The following is a 17,313-nucleotide window of genomic DNA, read 5'->3' on the forward strand; positions in this document are numbered from 1 at the left end:
CGGCTACCGGGCCCGGAGGCCGTCGAAGGCCAGGTGGACGACCGCCTGCGCGACGCCGTCGGCGGCCTTCAGGCCGGGGCGGTACCACTCCACCATCGAGTTGATCATGCCGAAGAGCAGCCGGGTGGCGAGCCTCGGCTCGACGTCCGAGCGCAGCTCACCGGCGGTCACGGCGGCCCGCAGCAGCTCGGAGACCTGGTGGTCGAAGTCGCGGCGGCGCTCCAGCGCCCACAGCTCGGTCGCGGTGTTGCCGCGCACCCGGAGCAGCAGGGTGACGTACGGCAGCTCGGCGAGCAGCACCTCGGTCGTCCGGCGGACGACGTGCTCCAGCCGGTCCACCGGGCGGCCGGTGCAGGCGGCGGGCTCGTCCAGGGTGGCGAAGAGGGCGTCGAGCGCCCGGCCCACGGCGAGCCGGAGCAGCTCCTCCTTGCCGCGCACGTGGTGGTAGATCGAGGACTTCGAGATCCCGGCCGCCCGGGAGAGGTCCTCCATCGAGGTGCCGTCGTACCCGCGCTCGTTGAAGACCTCGACCGTCACGGCGAGCAGCGACTCGACGGTGTACGCGGTGCGGGTGGTGTTCTCGGCCATACGACCGAGTATCCCCGGCCCCCTGGCTGTGCGTCAGCCGGGGGCCGGGGATGCGGCGGAACGGAGGGGCTCAGACGGAGGCCCGCTCGCTCTCGGCGCGCGGGGTGACCAGCGAGCCGGCGGCCGGTGCGTCGTTCGCCGAGTCGTAGCCGATGAAGTACGTGGGGCGCCGCTGCACGGCGGTGTATATCCGGCCGATGTACTCGCCGAGCAGGCCGACGCAGATCAGCTGGACGGCCCCGATGAAGAGCATCCCGACGAACAGCGAGGTCCAGCCCGGGACGGTCTTGCCCGCGACGTACGCGACGACGGTGAAGATCAGCAGCCCGATGCAGGCGAAGAAGCTCGTCACCCCGAGCCAGGTGGCCATCCGCAGCGGTGCGGCCGAGAAGCCGGTGATGCTGTCGACGGCGAGCCGGATCATCTTGCTGAGCGGGTACTTGGTCTCGCCCGCGACGCGCTCGTCGCGCTGGTAGAAGACCTCGCCGCTCGGGAAGCCCAGCCACGGCACCAGCAGGCGGTAGACCTGCTGCTGGTCCGGCAGCGCCTTGAGCGCGTCGACGGCCTCCCGGCTGAGCAGCCGGAAGTCACCGGCGTGCGAGGGCATCTGCTTGCCGACGAGGCGGCGCATCAGCCCGTAGTAGGCACCGGCGGTGCGGCGCTTGAAGCCGGTGTCGGTGCTGCGGTCGTTGCGGACGCCGTAGACGATGTCGAGGCCGTCGCGCTGGGCGAGCTCCAGCATCTCGGCGATCTTCTCCGGCGGGTCCTGGAGGTCCGCGTCGATGCTGGCGACGTACGCGCCGCGCGAGCTGTGCAGGCCGGCGGTGAGCGCGGCCTGGTGGCCGGAGTTGCGGCGCAGCTTGACCACCCGCAGCTCGGCCCAGCCGTCGCGGAGGTCGCTGAGGACGGCCGCGGTCTTGTCCCGGCTGCCGTCGTCGACCGCGACGACCTCGTACGGCACGCCGATGCCGTCCATGGCCGGGCGCAGCCGCGCGACCAGGGCGGGGAGGGCTTCTTCTTCGTTGTACATCGGGATGACCACGGAGAGCGTGATCTCGGTACGTGCTGAAGTCATCAGGGTTTTCCCCGCCGCAGGCGTCGTTAATGAGCTGGTCGGATTTTACACGCGCCATCTGAGGGCGGGCTTACAGCCGAAGGCCCCTCCGACGGTCGATGACCTAGGCTCTTGGGGGTCGGTGCGGCGTCCTTCGAGTCCAGAAAATCAACTGCGGGCGGGGATCGGATCCTATGAGCGCGATATCCAGTTGTCCGGTGGATGAACGTCTGCCGTCGGGCGACGACGGGAGCACCCCCGCGGGCACCGGTCCAGACCACTGGGCACGCCGGGCCGCGGCCCGGTTCGGGCCGTCCCTGGCCGTGTACGGCGCCGTGAAGCTGATCGGCTTCACCGTCTTCATGTACCTCCTCAACGCCTCCGGCGACTTCAAGCACAAGGAGCCCCGCTACGGCGGCGGCGCCCACGCCTGGGACGTGCTGCAGAGCTGGGACGGCTGGTGGTACCAGCAGGTCGCCACCAACGGCTACCACCCCGCCCTCGTCGCCCTGCCCGCCGGCCAGTGGATGACCCACGACCAGAACTCAGCCGCCTTCTTCCCGCTCTACCCCGGCTTGATGCGGCTGGTCTCCGACTGCACCGGCCTCGGCACCTACGGCGCCGGGATGGCCGTCTCCGTCCTCTCCTCCTTCGCCGCCGCCGCCGGGGTCCACGCCGTCACCGCCAGGCTCACCGACCACCGCACCGGAATCCTCGCCGCGGCGGTCTGGGGCGTCTTCCCCGGCTCCGGCGCCGAGTGGGCCGTCTACTCCGACTCCCTCTTCGTCGCCCTCGCCGCCTGGGCCTGCTACGCCGTGCTCACCCACCGCTGGCTCGCCGCCGGGCTGACCACCCTGGTCGCCGGGCTCAACCGCCCCACCGCCACCGCCCTCGTCGCCGCCCTCGGCATCGCCGCGCTGCTCGCCCTGTACCGCCGCCAGGACGGGCTCCTGCGCCCGCTCGGCGCGCTCGTCCTCGCCCCGCTCGGCCTGCTCGGGTACATCGCCTGGGTCGGCTGGCGGATGGGCGACCTCACCGGCTACTTCACCCTCCAGCGCGGCGCCTGGCTGCACTTCTTCGACTATGGGCAGCACACCACGGAGGTCCTGCGCGGCCTGCTCTTCGGCCATGCCGACTACCTCTTCGCCTACCCCACCGAGGACCTGATCGGCCTCCTGCTGGTCGCCGCCCTCCCGGTGCTGCTCTTCCTGCTGGTGCGGCTGCGCGTCCCGGCCTTCCTGATCGTCTACACGCTCGTCACGGCCGTCCTGGTGCTCGGCAGCCAGCAGATCTTCGGCAACACCTCCCGCTACCTGCTCCCCGCCTTCCCGCTCTTCGTCCCGCTCGCCGTCGCGCTGCGCCGCCTCAGCACGCCCTCGCTGGTCGCCGTCCTGGGCACCGCCGCCGTAGCCTCCGGCTGGTACGCCGGCTACGTCATCTTCGAGCTCGGCATCCCGTAAGCCGCCGACGGCCCGTGAGCCCGCAACGGTCCACCCCAGGGTCTTGCACCGACCGATCGTTCGGTTACGCTGGGGTATGTCCCGTCCGCCCCTTAGAGGAGCGCACCATGACTGCAGCGGCCGACCACCCCTTCGTCGCCGAACTGATCGACCGTCACCAGGAGACGCTGGCCGGCGCACTCGCCGCCGCCGCCTCCCGCGACTACTGGTCCCCGTACCCGGAGTTCCCGAAGGCGTACGGCGAGACCGGCCTCGACGACGGCAAGGCCGCCTTCGACGCCCTGCTCGGCTCGCCGTTCGCGATCGACGGGCAGCCGAGCGACGGCGAGCACGTCGGCGGGGAGACCTCGCCGTACGGGCCGGTGCTGGGCGTCACCTACCCGCACGCCGAGCCGCAGCAGCTGATCACAGCCATGCAGGCCGCCCAGCCCGCCTGGGCCGCCGCCGGGCCCGCCGCCCGCGCGGCCGTCTCGCTGGAGATCCTGGCCCGGATCAACGCCCGCAGCCACGAGTTCGCGCACGCGGTGATGCACACCACCGGCCAGGCGTACGGGATGGCCTTCCAGGCCGGTGGCCCGCACGCGCAGGACCGTGGCCTCGAGGCCGTCGCGTACGCGTATGCCGAGCAGACCCGGCTGCCCGGCAAGGCAAGCTGGACGAAGCCGCAGGGCAAGCGTGACCCGCTGAGCATGGTCAAGGAGTTCACCGCCGTGCCGCGCGGCCTGGCGCTGCTGATCGGCTGCAACACCTTCCCGACCTGGAACGGCTACCCGGGCCTGTTCGCCTCCTTCGCCACCGGCAACCCGGTGCTGGTCAAGCCGCACCCGCGCGCCACCCTGCCGCTCGCCCTCACCGTGCGGATCGCCCGCGAGGTGCTGACCGAGGCCGGATTCGACCCGAACCTGGTCTGCCTGGCCGCCGAGCACGAGGGCTCGACCGTCGCGGCGACGCTGGCCGTCCGGCCCGAAATCCGGATCATCGACTACACCGGCTCGACCTCCTTCGGTGACTGGCTGGAGACCAACGCCCGCCAGGCGCAGGTCTACACCGAGAAGGCCGGCGTCAACACGGTCGTGATCGACTCCACCGACAACTACCGCGGCATGCTGGGCAATCTGGCCTTCTCGCTGTCCCTCTACAGCGGCCAGATGTGCACCACCCCGCAGAACCTGCTGATCCCCCGCACCGGCGTCCGCACCGACGAGGGCAGCAAGACCTACGACGAGGTGGTCGCCGACCTCGCCGCCGCGATCTCCGGCCTGCTGGCCGACGACGCGAAGGCCTCCGCGATCCTCGGCGCCGTCGTCAACCCCGGCGTGCTGCAGCGCACCGTCGCCGCCGCGAGCGGCGAGTACGGCGACCTCGCACTCGCCCCCCGGGTGGTCACCTCGACCGAGTACCCGGCCGCCGTCATCCGCACCCCCGCCCTGGTCAAGGCCGACTCCGACAAGCCGGACGACCGCGCCGCCTTCCTGGAGGAGTGCTTCGGCCCCATCACCTTCGCGGTGGCGGTCGAATCCCCCGAGGCCGCCGTCGAGTTGCTGCGCCGCACCGTCAAGGAGCAGGGCGCGATGACCGCCGCCGCCTACACCATCTCCGAGGAGGTCGAGGCCGCCCTGGTCGACGCCTGCCTGGACGCCGGCGTCTCGCTCTCCCTCAACCTCACCGGCGGCGTCTTCGCCAACCAGACCGCCGCCTTCTCCGACCTGCACGGCACCGGCGCCAACCCGGCCGCCAACTCCGCCTACTGCGACGGCGCGTTCGTCGCCAGCCGGTTCCGCTCGGTCGAGGTCCGCCGCCACAACTGATCCGCCTGCCTGCGCAAACACTCCCGGTGAGCGTTCAAAGATGGCAGGCTGGGCAACCATGAACAGTCCAGGGGCGCAGGCGACTGCGCCCCTGGGGTCGTACCTGGTGAAGCCAGCAGAGCACCCGGGAGAGGGCCGATGGCCAAGACGCCGCAGCAGCTGACCTCCGATGTCGTGGTCGTCGGGGCAGGGCCCACCGGGCTCCTGCTGGCCGGTGACCTCGCGGCCGCCGGGCTGAAGGTGACGGTGCTGGAGAAGCGCGCCGCCGAGTCCAACCTGACCAGGGCGTTCGCGGTGCACGCCCGGACGCTGGAGGCGCTGGACGCCCGGGGGTTGGCCGACGACCTGATCGCCACCGGCACGGCGCTCGACTCGCTGCAGTTCTTCGGGCAGCTCGACGTGCGGCTCGCCGGGTTGCAGAGCCGCTTCCCGTTCGTGCTGATCACCCCTCAGTCCAACACCGAACGCCTGCTCCAGGAGCGGGCGTCGAAGGAGGGCGTGAGCATCCTGCGCGGCGCGCGGCTGGTCGGCCTGCGGCAGGACGCCCGGGGCGTCGACCTCGAGGCCGACGTGGACGGCCGGCTCACCTCGCACCGCGCCCGGTACGCCGTCGGCGCCGACGGCGTCCGCAGCACCGTCCGCGACCTGCTCGGCATCCCGTACCCGGGCGAGTCGGTGATCAGCTCGGTGATGCTGGCCGACGTCCGGCTGGAGCGGCCGCCGACCGACACCCTCACCGTCGGCGCCACCGAGCGCGGCTTCGCCTTCCTCGTCCCGTTCGGCGACGGCTGGTACCGGGTGATCGCCTGGGACCGGAACCGCCAACTCCCGGACAGCGCACCGGTGGTGCTCTCCGAGCTGGTCGACGTCACCCGCTCGGTGCTCGGCGTCGACCACGGCCTGCACGACCCGCGCTGGATGTCCCGCTTCCACAGCGACGAACGCCAGGTGCCGACCTACCGCTCCGGCCGCGTCCTGCTCGCGGGCGACGCCGCGCACTGCCACTCCCCGGCGGGCGGCCAGGGCATGAACACCGGCCTCCAGGACGCCGCCAACCTGAGCTGGAAGCTGGCCGCCGTGCTGCGCGGCTGGTCACCTGACGCCCTGCTGGACTCGTACCAGACCGAGCGGCACCCCGTCGGCCGGTCCGTGCTGCGCAGCTCCGGTGCGCTGGCCCGGATGGCGCTCGCCTCCACCGCGCCCAGCCGGGCGCTGCGGACGGCCCTCACCACCGTCGCCGGGCGGCTCGGCCCGGTCGGCTCGCTGGCGGCCCGGCAGGTCTCGGGCATCGGCATCGCCTACCCCGCGCCGAAGGACTCCCACCCGCTGGTCGGCCGTCGCGTCCCCGACCTGCGGCTCGCCGCCGACACCCCCGGCGGGCCGGACCGCCTGCACGCCGCGCTGCGGGCCGGCCGCGCCGTCCTGATCAGCAACGACGAGCTCTCGGTCGCCGACCCCTGGGAAGGCCGGCTCACCACCGCCGCCCCTGCCGATCCGCACGGCAAGCTCCGCGACACCGTCCTGCTGGTCCGCCCGGACGGCTACGCGGCCTGGGCCGCCGTCGACCCCGGCCGGGGCGAGATCCGCGCCGCCCTCGCGCACTGGCTCGGCACCCCGGAGTCCTGACCCGACCGGCGCCCGAGGACGCTCAGCCGCCGGTGGTGATCTTCTCGTAGTGGCGGGCGGCCTTGGCGCGGTTGCCGCAGGCGGCCATCGAGCACCACCGCCGCCGCCCGTTCTGCGAGGTGTCGAAGAAGCGCAGCACGCACGTCGGCCCGGAGCACTGCTTGATCCGGTGCTCCCCCTGCCGCAGCAGGTCGAGGTAGTCGTCGGCGGCGAGCCAGGCGGCCAGCCACTCGGGAGCGTCGGTCTCCACCGTCTCGAGCGGGCCGGCGGCGGAGAGTTCGCGCCGCACCCGCCCGTGCCCGAGCACCGCGTTCAGGACACCAGTCTCACCGGTGCCCGCCAGCACCGACTCCAGCGCGTCCCGCGCGACCCGGACGGCAGCCAGGCCGGCCGCGTCGGCGGGGCAGCGATCGGCCAGCCCCGCCGAGGAGAGCCACACTTCGTACCCGTCGAGATCCGTGAGGAGATCGTGTTCGCCGCCCGCCCGCCAGCGGGTGTTGAGCAGATCGAGCGAGAGCGGTTCGCCGGTCAGCGGGCGCGGGTCACGGGGGTCTGCCATGCGATCGAGTCTAACTCCGAACTCCCGGAAGCCTTATTCACTGTATGGAGATATCTGCATTCTGTTCATGAATTGCTATTCCACACTTGACTGTTCTTTAGGAACCAATTGCTTGGCCATGGGCCAATTCCTGTGAGTTTTCTGGGAGGTTCGCACCAGCGTCTTCCACCCCGGAGCGCCCCACACCTTCCGGAGGAGCCCGTGCGACCCCGCTCGCTCGCCCTTACCGCGGCACTCGCCGTCCTGCCACTGACCGTGGTGTCCCTGGGTGTCACGGCTGCATCTGCTGCGCCGTCCCCGAACGCGTCCGCCTCCCGGGTGGCGCTCCCCAACACCGTGACCCCCGCGGTGGCCCACTCGCAGAAGAAGGCCGGGCTCCCCGCCGCCCAGCAGCTCTCGGTGGCCGTCAGCCTCAAGCTCCGCAACACCGAGGCGCTCGACGCCTTCCTGAAGGCCGTCAGCACCCGTGGCACCGCCGAGTTCGGTCACTACCTGACCCCGGCCCAGTTCACCGAGCGCTTCGGGCCGACCCAGGCCGACGTCGCCCAGGTCCGTACGTACCTGGCCGCCCAGGGCCTGACGGTCTCCTCCGTCAGCGACAACCGCCAGGTGGTGAACGCGCACGGCACCGCCGCGCAGATCACCAAGGCGTTCGGCACCCAGGAGAGCGCGTACTTCGACGCACAGAAGAACCGCACCTTCTTCGCCAACGACTCCGCCGCGACCGTCCCGGCCGAGCTGGCCGGTGTCGTCTCCGGCGTCTCGGGCCTCACCGACTACACGGTGCGGACGACCCGCAACATAGCCAAGCCGAACACGGCCGCCCCCCACGCGACCCCGAGCGGCTTCGGTCCGAGCCAGTACGACGGCGCCTACAACCTGAACAAGGTCGGCACCGACGGCACCGGCGTCAAGGTCGCGCTCTGGGAGTTCGACGGCTACAAGTCGACCAACCTCAAGACGTACGACACCCAGTACGGCCTGACCGGCCCGACGGTCACCACCGTCTCGGTCGACGGCGCGAGCTACGACTCCGCCCCCGGCCAGGGCCAGGGCGAGGTCGAGCTGGACTCGGAGATCGTCCGCGGTGTCGCCCCCAAGGCGACCCAGCTGGTCTACGAGGCCCCGAACAGCGACCAGGGCGAGATCGACATGGCCGCCAAGATCGTGGCGGACAACCAGGTCTCGGTCATCTCCATCTCCTGGGGCTCCTGCGAGCCGGACACCACCGCCGCCTCGATGACGGCCGTGAACAACTCGTTCAAGCAGGCTGCCGCCCAGGGCATCAGCATCTTCTCCGCCTCGGGTGACGACGGCTCGAGGGACTGCACCCGCTCGACCAGCGGTGCGAACGTCAAGGCCGTCGACTTCCCGGCGTCCAGCCCTTACAACACCGGCGTCGGTGGCACCAACCTCAAGGTCTCGGGCACCAGCTACTCCTCGGAGAGCGCCTGGAGCACCGCGGGCGGCGGCGTCTCGACCCAGTTCGCGAAGCCGAGCTGGCAGACGGGTACCGGTGTCACCGGCACCATGCGCACCGTCCCGGACGTCTCGTCCAACGCCGACCCGCAGTCCGGCTTCGCCATCTACACCCAGGGCTCCTCCGCCCCGGGCTGGCAGGTCTACGGTGGCACCTCCGCCGCCGCCCCGCTGTGGTCCGGCTACGCCGCGCTCTACAACCAGAAGGCCGCCGCCGCCGGCAAGGCCGTCCTGGGCGAGGCGAACCCGAAGCTCTACTCGATCGCCAACAGCGCGAGCTACAGCAGCACCTTCCACGACGTCACCTCGGGCTCCAACCAGGACTTCCCGACGAAGACCGGCTACGACCAGGTCACCGGCTGGGGCACCCCCGTCGCCGACTCGCTGGCCACCGCCCTGCTGAACAGCGGCGGCAACCCGACCGGCAACACCGTCACGGTGACCAACCCGGGCACCCAGAACGGCACCGTCGGCACCGCCGTCAGCCTCCAGCTGAGCGGCACCGACAGCGCCTCGGGCCAGACCCTGACCTACTCGGCCACCGGTCTCCCGGCCGGCCTGTCGATCTCCTCCACCGGCAAGATCACCGGCACCCCGTCGGCGGCCTCGACCGGCACGGTGACCGTCACCGCCACGGACACCACCAACGCCACCGGCTCGACCTCCTTCACCTGGACGGTCACCGGCGGCTCGACCGGCTGCACCCCGGCGCAGCTGCTCGGCAACGCGGGCTTCGAGACCGGCTCCGCCGCCCCGTGGACCACCACCTCCGGTGTGGTCGACAACAGCGCCTCGCAGGCCGCCCACTCGGGCTCCTGGAAGGCGTGGATGAACGGCTACGGCTCCGCGCACACCGACTCGGTGTCGCAGACCGTCACCGTCCCGGCCGGCTGCAAGGCGACGTTCAGCTTCTGGCTGCACGTCGACACCGCCGAGACCGGCACCACGGCCTACGACAAGCTCACCGTCACGGCCAACGGCACCGCGCTCGCCACGTACTCCAACGTGAACGCGGCCACCGGCTTCGTCCAGAAGTCCTTCGACCTCTCGGCCTACGCCGGCCAGAGCGTCACCGTGAAGTTCAACGGTGTCGAGGACTCCTCGCTCCAGACCAGCTTCGTGATCGACGACACGGCGCTGAACGTCTCCTGACGCAGTAGCACCAACTGATGCCGGTACGGGCCGACCGCCCGTACCGGCATCAGTGTTTCCGTGATGTTTCGATCTCCGCAGGCAGGCGGATTTCTTGTCGTGACCACTGTCATATGTGCAGGTTGATGACGTAGCCTCTCGACCGTGCGTAGGGTTCCGACAACTCGGTGGCCAGGTCCCTGACGCATTCGCGTCGGACTTATCCCACCGAATTCGCCTGGTGGGGAGGGTTTTGCATGGCCTCACAGCACGCGCAACAGACCGGTCGGCTTCGACTCGTGGGTCGACGGCACGGCGGACCGGACGTCCTGGCCGCCCCCCCGGCGGCAGCCCAGGCTCCGCTCGTCTCCCCCCTCCCGGCGGGCGCCACGGCGCCGCGCCCGACGGGGAACTTCGCGGAGACCCTGCACGCCGCGATCGAGGCGAGCGGGCTCAGTCTGGACCGGATCAGATCCAATCTCGCCCAACAGGGCGTCAGAGTCAGCGTGACCACGCTGAGTTACTGGCGTCGGGGTCGCAGCCAGCCGGAGCGCGCCACCTCGCTGCGCGCCGTCCACCTCCTGGAGGAGCTGCTCGGCCTCCCGCACACCACCCTCTCCACCCTCCTCGGCCCGCCCCGCCCCCGGGGCCGCTGGGTCACCCCCGCGGTCACCGAGTGCCGCCCGGTCGAGGAGATCTGGCCCGGCGAGAACGAGATGTACGAGGTCTTCGCCGAGCTCGACGCGCCCCCGGCCGGTGAGCTGGAGCGGCTCAGCGTGCACGACGCCTACTACGTCGACGCCGAGCGCCGCGGCCACCTGCTGCGGATGCGCCAGGTCGTCCGGGCGACGGTCGGCGGGGTCTCGCGCTGCCTGGTCGTGCACAAGGCGGACGAGGAGGCGACGGGCTGCCCGGAGATCAACTCCGTCCGGCACGCCAGGCTCGGCCGGGTTCGCCGCCGCCCCGAGATCGGCCTGCTGGTCGCCGAGCTGCTGCTCGACCGCCCGCTCGCGGCGGGCGACAGCACGGTCTTCGAGTACGAGCTGGCGATGCCGCCGGGCCTGCCGACCACCACGTACGCCCGGTACTTCGCGATGCCCGTCCGGGAGTACGTGCTCCAGGTGCACTTCGACCCGGCGGCCGTCCCCGTGCACTGCGAGCAGTACGCCCGCGACCCGGGCGAGGAGACCGACCGCCGCCGCGATCAGCTCTGGATAGGCGCCTCGGCCAGCGCCCACGTGCTCGCCCCGGACCAGCCGCCCGGCCAGACCGGCGTCCGCTGGGAGTGGGAGTGAGCTCTCACCTTCCGAGCCCCTGAAAGACTTCTAACCCCTTCACAACTTCAGAACGGTTGACCCTTCGGGCGACTAACCACTACTGTCATCAGTACCGGTTAGTCGAACCGGGCCTCACCGACCCTGGAGCCGTCACACATGTCCAGCACCCTCAAGACCGGCCACATCGGCCTCGGCGTCACCGACCTCGACCGCTCCACCGCCTTCTACCAGCAGGTCCTCGGGCTGGAGGTGGTCGCCAAGGGCACCGACCCCGAGCACGCCTACGCCTTCCTCGGCCGCGAGGGCACCCTCCTGCTCACGCTCTGGCCGCAGGCGAGCGGCAGCTACGCCCCCGGCTCAGCCGGGCTGCACCACCTCTCCTTCCAGGTCGACACGCTCGCCGAGGTGGAGGCCGCCGAGGCCACCCTGCGCGCCCTGGGCGCCCAGTTCAGCCACGAGGGCGTCGTCCCGCACGGCGAGGGCACCGCCTCCGGTGGCATCTTCTTCAGCGACCCCGACGGCATCCGGCTGGAGATCTACACCGGCGCGGCGCACTCCGACGCCCCGGCCCCGCACGGCACCGCGCCCACCTGCGGCTTCTTCTAAGCCCCCACCCGGTCACACCCCTCACCGATCGCACTCCGAGGCGGCCATGCCCTACCACCACGGCGAACGCGCCGTTCAGCTCCGGACGGGCCAGCAGGCCCGAGCCGACCACGCCGCCCGAGCCATCGGCCGGACGATCCCGCCGGTCGCCGCCCGCTTCCTCGCCGAGCGCCGGATGCTGGTGGTCGCCGCCGCCGACCGGTCGGGCCGGCTCTGGGCTACCCAGCTCACCGGCCCGGCCGGCTTCCTGCACGCCGCCGACCCGCACACCCTCGCCGTCGCATCCCGGCCCGCCGCCGGTGACCCGCTGGCCGACGCCCTGACCGGGACGGCCGAGGTCGGCACCATCGCCCTCGACCCGGCGGGGCGCCGCCGGATGCGACTGAACGGCGTCGCCACCCCGGACGGCCACGGCGGCCTGACCGTGGCCGCCGACGAGGTGTACGCCAACTGCCCGAAGTACATCCAGCGCCGCAGCCCACTCGACACGCCCCCGGCCGACGCCCGGGTCGTCAGCAGCGGCACCGGGCTCTCGCTCGGCCAGCGCCTCACCGCAGCCACCGCCGACACCTTCTTCTTCGCCACGGCCGACCCGGACGGCAAGGTCGACGCCTCGCACCGGGGCGGCAACCCCGGCTTCCTCTCCGCCCCCGCCCCCGACCGGCTCCGCTGGGCCGACTACCCGGGCAACAGCATGTTCATGAGCCTCGGCAACCTGACGGTCAATCCGGCCGCAGCCCTGCTGCTGCCGGACTGGGAGACCGGCTCGGCCCTGCTCGTCTCGGGCCGCGCCGAGGTCGACTGGGCCTCGCCGGAGGGCGGCCGCGCCGTCGAGTTCAGCGTCGAACGGGTGGTCGAGATCGCCCACGCCACCGCCCTCACCTGGACGGAGCCGGAATTCTCCCCCGCGAACCCCCCGCTCGTCCGATACTGAGTCCGGAACCGAGGGGTCACCAACCAGCACGGGGGTCACCGAACGTGAACGACATCGTCCTGCGCCCGATCGGGCACGTCAGCACCAGCGACCGCACCGAGGTCGACGACCGCTTCGAGTGGGGTGAGGTCGCGGCGGTCATCCGGCTGGACGGCGCGCAGTTCACCCCGGACGCGATCTCCGGCCTGGAGGCCTTCTCGCACCTGGAGGTGGTCTTCCACTTCGACCAGGTCCCGGTCGAGAAGATCGAGACCGGCCACCGCCACCCCCGCAACAACCCGGCGCTCCCGCTGACCGGCATCTTCGCCCAGCGCGGCAAGAACCGGCCCAACCGGATCGGCGTCTCCCGCTGCCGCCTGGTGAAGACCGACGGCCTGGAGATCCACGTCCTCGGCCTGGACGCGGTCGAGGGCACGCCGGTCGTCGACATCAAGCCCTACCTGCGCGAGTTCGGCCCGATCGGCGAGACCCGGCAGCCCGCCTGGGCCGACGACCTGATGCAGGGCTACTACTGAGACCGAGAAGGTCCGCTGACCAAAACTTGGCCAGGATGTGACCTTTGTCCTGATTTGCCATCACCCGGCCGTGGAACACATCTCCCCTGAAACCGAGGAGAGGCCGAGCCGTGCTGATGGAGTTCACCGAGATAGAGCCGGACGACACCTGTGCCTGCGCCAACTGCGCAGACCTGCGCAGAGTGCACCGGCGAGCAGCCACCGCCCCCCGGCGGGCCCGCCGCGCGGCCGTCCTGATGGCGGCCGCCGGCACGGTGCTCGGCAGCGCCGCCACCGTCACGGCCTCCGCCGCCGCAGCCCGCGCGGGCGACACCAGCACCGCCGACGACACCCCGCAGGGGGAGGTCAGCAGCCTGCACGGCCGACAGTCCGTCACCCCGCACCTGCGCACCGGCGCCGCCGCGACCACCCGCGCCGAGATCCTGGCCCGCGCCCAGCGCTGGGTCGACCAGCAGGTGCCGTACAGCATGAGCAGCTACTGGTCGGACGGCTACCGCCAGGACTGCTCCGGCTTCATCTCGATGGCCTGGGGCCTCGGCAGCAGCCAGACGACCTGGACGCTGCCCGACTACGCCGACCGAATAGCCCGCAGCGAGCTCCAACCGGGCGACATCCTCGTCTACAACAACCCGGACAGCCCCCAGGGCGGATCGCACACCGTGCTCTTCGGCGGCTGGCAGGACGCAGCCCACACCCAGTACCTCGCCTACGAGCAGACCCGCCCGAACACCCGCAAGCGGGCCACCCCGTACGCGTACTGGAGCCACGCCGACGCGTACGTCCCCTACCGCTACCGGGGCCTGTCGGCCGGCACCGCCGACGCCTTCCCCGGCAACGACGCCTTCGGGCCCGGCGCCCGCAACGACTACGTGACGCGGCTCGGCGACATGCTGGTCCGGCGCGGCGGCGGCCGCTTCTACGCCGAAGGGCCCGACCCCTCCTGGGGCGAGGCCGACCGGCGGGCGACGGAGGCCTTCCAGCTCGCCCAGGGCTGGCAGGGCGGCGAAGCCGACGGCCTGCCCGGCAAGGACACCTGGGACTACCTGGTCAACACCAAGGGCAAGGACATCCCCGCCACCCCCGCCGTCCCCTCCCCGCCGCCCCCGCCGGCCACCACACCCCCGCCCTTCCCCGGCACCGACGCCTTCGGCCCCGGCCGCAGCAACGACTCCGTCCGCCTCCTCGGCGAACAGCTCGTCCGCAAAGGCTACGGCCGCCACTACACCGAGGGCCCCGGCCCCACCTGGTCCGAGACCGACCGCCTCAACGTCGCCGACTTCCAACAGTCCCAAGGCTGGCGCGGCCCCGAGGCCGACGGCTACCCCGGCCCCGACACCTGGGCCCAGCTCTTCAGATAACTGATGGCCAACCCATAGGGGCGCGGGGAACTGCGCGAAATCGGAAGCAACGGTCCAGTGCCTCCGCATCGCGCAGTTCCTCGCGCCCCTGGGTAGTGCAAGTCACGCGACCTCGGTAAGGCTCACACCCCGTGTGCCCGCACCCACGCATGCATCGCGATCGCCGCCGCCGCCCCCGCGTTGATCGACCGCGTCGACCCGTACTGCGCGATCGAGCACACCGCCGTCGAGTGCTCCCAGGCGGCCTCCGTCAGCCCCGGCCCCTCCTGGCCGAAGAGCAGCACGCACCGCTCCGGCAGCTCGAAGGTCTCGATCGGCACCGCCCCGGGCAGGTTGTCGATGCCGATCACCGGCAGCCCGGCCTCCGCCGCGTACGCGGCCAGCGAGGCGACGCTCTCGTGGTGCCGCACGTGCTGGTACCGGTCCGTCACCATCGCGCCGCGCCGGTTCCACCGGCGGCGCCCGACGATGTGCACCTCCTCGGCGAGGAAGGCGTTCGCCGTCCGCACCACCGACCCGATGTTGAAGTCGTGCTGCCAGTTCTCCACCGCGACGTGGAAGCCGTGCCGCCGGGTGTCCAGGTCGGCGACGATCGCCTCGTGCCGCCAGTACCGGTACGCGTCCACGACGTTCCGCCGGTCCCCGGCGGCCAGCAGCGACGGGTCGTACTGCGGGCCCACCGGCCAGGGCTCGGGGTGCGGCCCGACCCCGATCTCCCGATCGCCCTCCGCCGCCGCGAAACCCTCGTCGTACTGCTCGCCCAGCTGGGGCACACCGTTGCTGCTCACGCCCCCGAGGGTACGGGGCGCCGTGGACGGACGGCCTTGTCGAGGTCGGCCAGCGCCTGCATCACCAGCCTCGTCCCGGCCCGCGCCACCTCCACCCCGTCGTCCCGGGGCAGCTCCGCCAGCTCCGCGTCCCACTTCTCGTGCGCGGCCCGCAGGTCGGCGAAGTCCGGCAGCTGACCGACCAGCAGCGCGGCCCCGCCGATCGCCGTGGCGTAGCGCAGCTCCTCGCCGAAGGCGGCGGCCCCGGGCACCGGCTCGGCGCCGCGCTCCGGCAGGTGCGCCTCCAGCAGCACCGCGCTGCGCCCGAGCAGCCCGATCGCCGCCCGCGCCCGGTCGAGCTGCTTGCGGGAGAGCTCGGGCAGGTGCGAGGAGTGCCGGACGGGCTCCGCGTCGGCCCGCTCCAGCGCCTGGAGCAGCTCCGATCGGGCCTCCCGGGAGTCCAGCAGGGCCTTGCGCACCTCGCCCGTGCCGCGCTTGGCGGGCTCCCCGAAAACGCCGACCACCGTGCCCGCGTACCGCCCGGCGGCGGCCAGCCACTCCGCCAGCCGTTCGGCGAGCCGGGCCGTCTGCCAGGTGGGGAAGAGCGCGTACGCGAGCAGCGCGACGGTGCCGCCGAGCAGTGTCAGGCCGACCCGCTCCAGGGCGGTCTGCACCGGGTCGCCGGGCTGGAGCCCGAGCAGGAAGACCACGTACGAGGAGACGCAGGCCGTCATCAGCGCGTAGCCGGTCTTCAGGGTCAGGTAGGCGCCGCCGATGCAGACCACGGCGAGCGCGGCGGCCAGCCACTGCCCGGGGTGCAGGGTCTGCACGACGGCGGTGCTGACGGCGACTCCGACGACCGTCCCGGCGAGCCGGGCGACGCCCCGGCTGTAGGTCTGGGCGAAGTCGGGGCGCATCACCATGACGGCGGTCATCGGCGCCCAGTAGCCGTGGTGCAGGCCGAGCAGCTTGGCGGCCAGGTAGGAGACGGTGACGACGCCCGCCAGCCGGACGGCGTGCTGGAAGACCGCCGAGCGCGGCTGGAGCTGGCGGTGGACGGCCTGCCAGGCGACGGGCAGCAGCCGGAACAGCGAGGGGCGGTGCAGGCCAGGGCCGAGCGCGGGGCTGCTGACGGTGTCCTGGTCCTGTCCGTCGAGGGTGTCGGCGGCCCGGCCCAGCAGGGTGATCAGGCGGCGGGCGGAGCGCCGGGCGGGGCCGGTGAGCCGGGCCGGGTCGGTGTCGGCGGCGGGCACCAGACTGAGGACCGGTGCCGAGCGGACGGCCCGCAGCGGTTCGCCGGCCCGGACGGCGCGGGCCAGGGCGTCCATCGCCTCGGCGGCGGCGGCCAGGATCTCCCGGGCCCGGTCGCGCTGCGGGCCCTCGGCGGGGGCGCCCACCTTGGGGTCGGCGAGGGCGGCGAGCGCCGGGCGGATGCGTTCGGCGATGCCGCGCAGGCCGCTCAGCTCGGGCGGCCGGTGCCGGGCCTGCCAGGGCGTCAGGGTGGCGGCCTGCCGGGCGACGATGAACGGCGCGGGGTCGACGTGCGCGGTCGGGTCCTGCCGCAGTCGGCGGGCGTAGTCGGCCAGCGAGGCGTACGTGTCGGCGAGGGCGTCGCGCTGGGCGCGCCAGCTGTCGATCGGCCAGACCGTCACGACCAGGCCCTGGACGGCGCCGCCGAGCGCGCAGAGCAGGCCGTGCCCGAGCGCGGTCGGCACGCTGACGGGCAGTTGGACGACGACCAGCATCACGGAGAGCGTGGTCGAGGCGACAACCCCGCCGCTCGGCCCGATCGACCAGGCCAGCCCGGCCCCGAACGCCCACATCGCGAGCAGCACCGGGAAGGCCCCGGGCACCCCCACCGCGAGGTAGCCGAAGAAGGTGCTGACGCCCAGTCCGATCCCGGCCGCGACGGCGAGCGAGACCCTGGGCCGGAAGCTGCGCTGGAAGGTGGCGGTGCCCGAGATGAACGCCCCCATCGCGGCCGAGGTCGCCAACGCGGGCCCGGCCAGCGCGAGCGTCGGGAAGACCACCAACGCGACCGCCAGCGCCCCCCGCACCGCCCGCCGGGGGCTGCTCAACGTCCGGTCCAGCCGCAGCCCGGCCCGCACGGTGTCACGCAGAGCCGCAGACCAGGACATACGGGGCAGTCTA

General features: G+C 72.4%; 14 protein-coding genes. 9 read left to right on the top strand and 5 right to left on the bottom strand.

Annotated features, from left to right (window positions below):
• Nucleotides 1-3 precede the first annotated feature (3 nt).
• Nucleotides 4-588: a TetR/AcrR family transcriptional regulator gene (locus ACR68M_RS15640; protein WP_441251107.1), complete on the bottom strand. Its 585-nt coding sequence runs from the start codon at nucleotides 586-588 to the stop codon at nucleotides 4-6.
• Between the two features lie 70 nt (nucleotides 589-658).
• On the bottom strand, nucleotides 659-1,663 hold the full coding sequence (locus ACR68M_RS15645; RefSeq protein ID WP_441251108.1) for a glycosyltransferase family 2 protein: 1,005 nt from the start codon (nucleotides 1,661-1,663) through the stop codon (nucleotides 659-661).
• 173 nt (nucleotides 1,664-1,836) lie between these two features.
• On the opposite strand from ACR68M_RS15645, the gene ACR68M_RS15650 reads away from it, so the two are divergent.
• From ACR68M_RS15650 to ACR68M_RS15660, 3 genes are all read left to right on the top strand, one after another.
• On the top strand, nucleotides 1,837-3,102 hold the full coding sequence (locus tag ACR68M_RS15650) for a hypothetical protein (protein ID WP_441251109.1): 1,266 nt from the start codon (nucleotides 1,837-1,839) through the stop codon (nucleotides 3,100-3,102).
• A gap of 107 nt (nucleotides 3,103-3,209) precedes the next feature.
• On the top strand, nucleotides 3,210-4,910 hold the full coding sequence (paaN, locus tag ACR68M_RS15655; protein WP_441251110.1) for a phenylacetic acid degradation protein PaaN: 1,701 nt from the start codon (nucleotides 3,210-3,212) through the stop codon (nucleotides 4,908-4,910).
• 138 nt (nucleotides 4,911-5,048) lie between these two features.
• Nucleotides 5,049-6,536: an FAD-dependent oxidoreductase gene (locus ACR68M_RS15660; protein ID WP_441251111.1), complete on the top strand. Its 1,488-nt coding sequence runs from the start codon at nucleotides 5,049-5,051 to the stop codon at nucleotides 6,534-6,536.
• Nucleotides 6,537-6,558: 22 nt separating this feature from the next.
• Here ACR68M_RS15660 and ACR68M_RS15665 read toward each other — a convergent pair whose 3' ends face one another.
• Nucleotides 6,559-7,095 (bottom strand): CGNR zinc finger domain-containing protein, encoded by a 537-nt coding sequence (locus tag ACR68M_RS15665; protein ID WP_441251112.1) that lies wholly within the window; start codon nucleotides 7,093-7,095, stop codon nucleotides 6,559-6,561.
• A 201-nt stretch (nucleotides 7,096-7,296) separates the two neighbouring features.
• Between ACR68M_RS15665 and ACR68M_RS15670 the strand changes: the two genes are divergently transcribed.
• From ACR68M_RS15670 to ACR68M_RS15695, 6 genes are all read left to right on the top strand, one after another.
• Entirely contained in the window at nucleotides 7,297-9,726 is a 2,430-nt protein-coding gene (locus ACR68M_RS15670; RefSeq protein ID WP_441251113.1) for a protease pro-enzyme activation domain-containing protein, read from the top strand.
• 236 nt (nucleotides 9,727-9,962) lie between these two features.
• Entirely contained in the window at nucleotides 9,963-11,000 is a 1,038-nt protein-coding gene (locus ACR68M_RS15675; protein ID WP_441251114.1) for a hypothetical protein, read from the top strand.
• Between the two features lie 138 nt (nucleotides 11,001-11,138).
• Nucleotides 11,139-11,588: a VOC family protein gene (locus ACR68M_RS15680; RefSeq protein WP_441251115.1), complete on the top strand. Its 450-nt coding sequence runs from the start codon at nucleotides 11,139-11,141 to the stop codon at nucleotides 11,586-11,588.
• Between the two features lie 46 nt (nucleotides 11,589-11,634).
• A complete protein-coding gene (locus ACR68M_RS15685; protein ID WP_441251116.1) occupies nucleotides 11,635-12,522 on the top strand; it encodes a pyridoxamine 5'-phosphate oxidase family protein in 888 nt (295 codons plus the stop codon).
• A 53-nt stretch (nucleotides 12,523-12,575) separates the two neighbouring features.
• Nucleotides 12,576-13,037, top strand: a complete 462-nt coding sequence (locus tag ACR68M_RS15690; protein ID WP_441251624.1) for an SAM-dependent methyltransferase — start codon at nucleotides 12,576-12,578, stop codon at nucleotides 13,035-13,037.
• 116 nt (nucleotides 13,038-13,153) lie between these two features.
• Nucleotides 13,154-14,395, top strand: a complete 1,242-nt coding sequence (locus ACR68M_RS15695; protein WP_441251625.1) for a peptidoglycan-binding protein — start codon at nucleotides 13,154-13,156, stop codon at nucleotides 14,393-14,395.
• Between the two features lie 122 nt (nucleotides 14,396-14,517).
• On the opposite strand, the gene ACR68M_RS15700 is transcribed toward ACR68M_RS15695, so the two are convergent.
• Nucleotides 14,518-15,183: a TrmH family RNA methyltransferase gene (locus tag ACR68M_RS15700; protein WP_441251117.1), complete on the bottom strand. Its 666-nt coding sequence runs from the start codon at nucleotides 15,181-15,183 to the stop codon at nucleotides 14,518-14,520.
• Complete coding sequence (locus tag ACR68M_RS15705; protein ID WP_441251118.1) at nucleotides 15,180-17,300, bottom strand: FUSC family protein; 2,121 nt, start codon at nucleotides 17,298-17,300, stop codon at nucleotides 15,180-15,182. Before ACR68M_RS15705 ends, ACR68M_RS15700 begins: the two co-directional genes overlap by 4 nt.
• Between the last annotated feature and the right edge of the window lie 13 nt (nucleotides 17,301-17,313).

The organism is Kitasatospora sp. McL0602 (assembly GCF_052076145.1).
Taxonomy (GTDB): domain Bacteria; phylum Actinomycetota; class Actinomycetes; order Streptomycetales; family Streptomycetaceae; genus Kitasatospora.

Bases quoted from the DNA above. Each gene is read 5' to 3' on its own strand.
- ACR68M_RS15640 (WP_441251107.1), bottom strand. From the start codon at position 588: ATGGCCGAGAACACCACCCGCACCGCGTACACCGTCGAGTCGCTGCTC.
- ACR68M_RS15645 (WP_441251108.1), bottom strand. From the start codon at position 1,663: ATGACTTCAGCACGTACCGAGATCACGCTCTCCGTGGTCATCCCGATG.
- ACR68M_RS15650 (WP_441251109.1), top strand. From the start codon at position 1,837: ATGAGCGCGATATCCAGTTGTCCGGTGGATGAACGTCTGCCGTCGGGC.
- paaN (WP_441251110.1), top strand. From the start codon at position 3,210: ATGACTGCAGCGGCCGACCACCCCTTCGTCGCCGAACTGATCGACCGT.
- ACR68M_RS15660 (WP_441251111.1), top strand. From the start codon at position 5,049: ATGGCCAAGACGCCGCAGCAGCTGACCTCCGATGTCGTGGTCGTCGGG.
- ACR68M_RS15665 (WP_441251112.1), bottom strand. From the start codon at position 7,095: ATGGCAGACCCCCGTGACCCGCGCCCGCTGACCGGCGAACCGCTCTCG.
- ACR68M_RS15675 (WP_441251114.1), top strand. From the start codon at position 9,963: ATGGCCTCACAGCACGCGCAACAGACCGGTCGGCTTCGACTCGTGGGT.
- ACR68M_RS15680 (WP_441251115.1), top strand. From the start codon at position 11,139: ATGTCCAGCACCCTCAAGACCGGCCACATCGGCCTCGGCGTCACCGAC.
- ACR68M_RS15685 (WP_441251116.1), top strand. From the start codon at position 11,635: ATGCCCTACCACCACGGCGAACGCGCCGTTCAGCTCCGGACGGGCCAG.
- ACR68M_RS15695 (WP_441251625.1), top strand. From the start codon at position 13,154: ATGGAGTTCACCGAGATAGAGCCGGACGACACCTGTGCCTGCGCCAAC.
- ACR68M_RS15705 (WP_441251118.1), bottom strand. From the start codon at position 17,300: ATGTCCTGGTCTGCGGCTCTGCGTGACACCGTGCGGGCCGGGCTGCGG.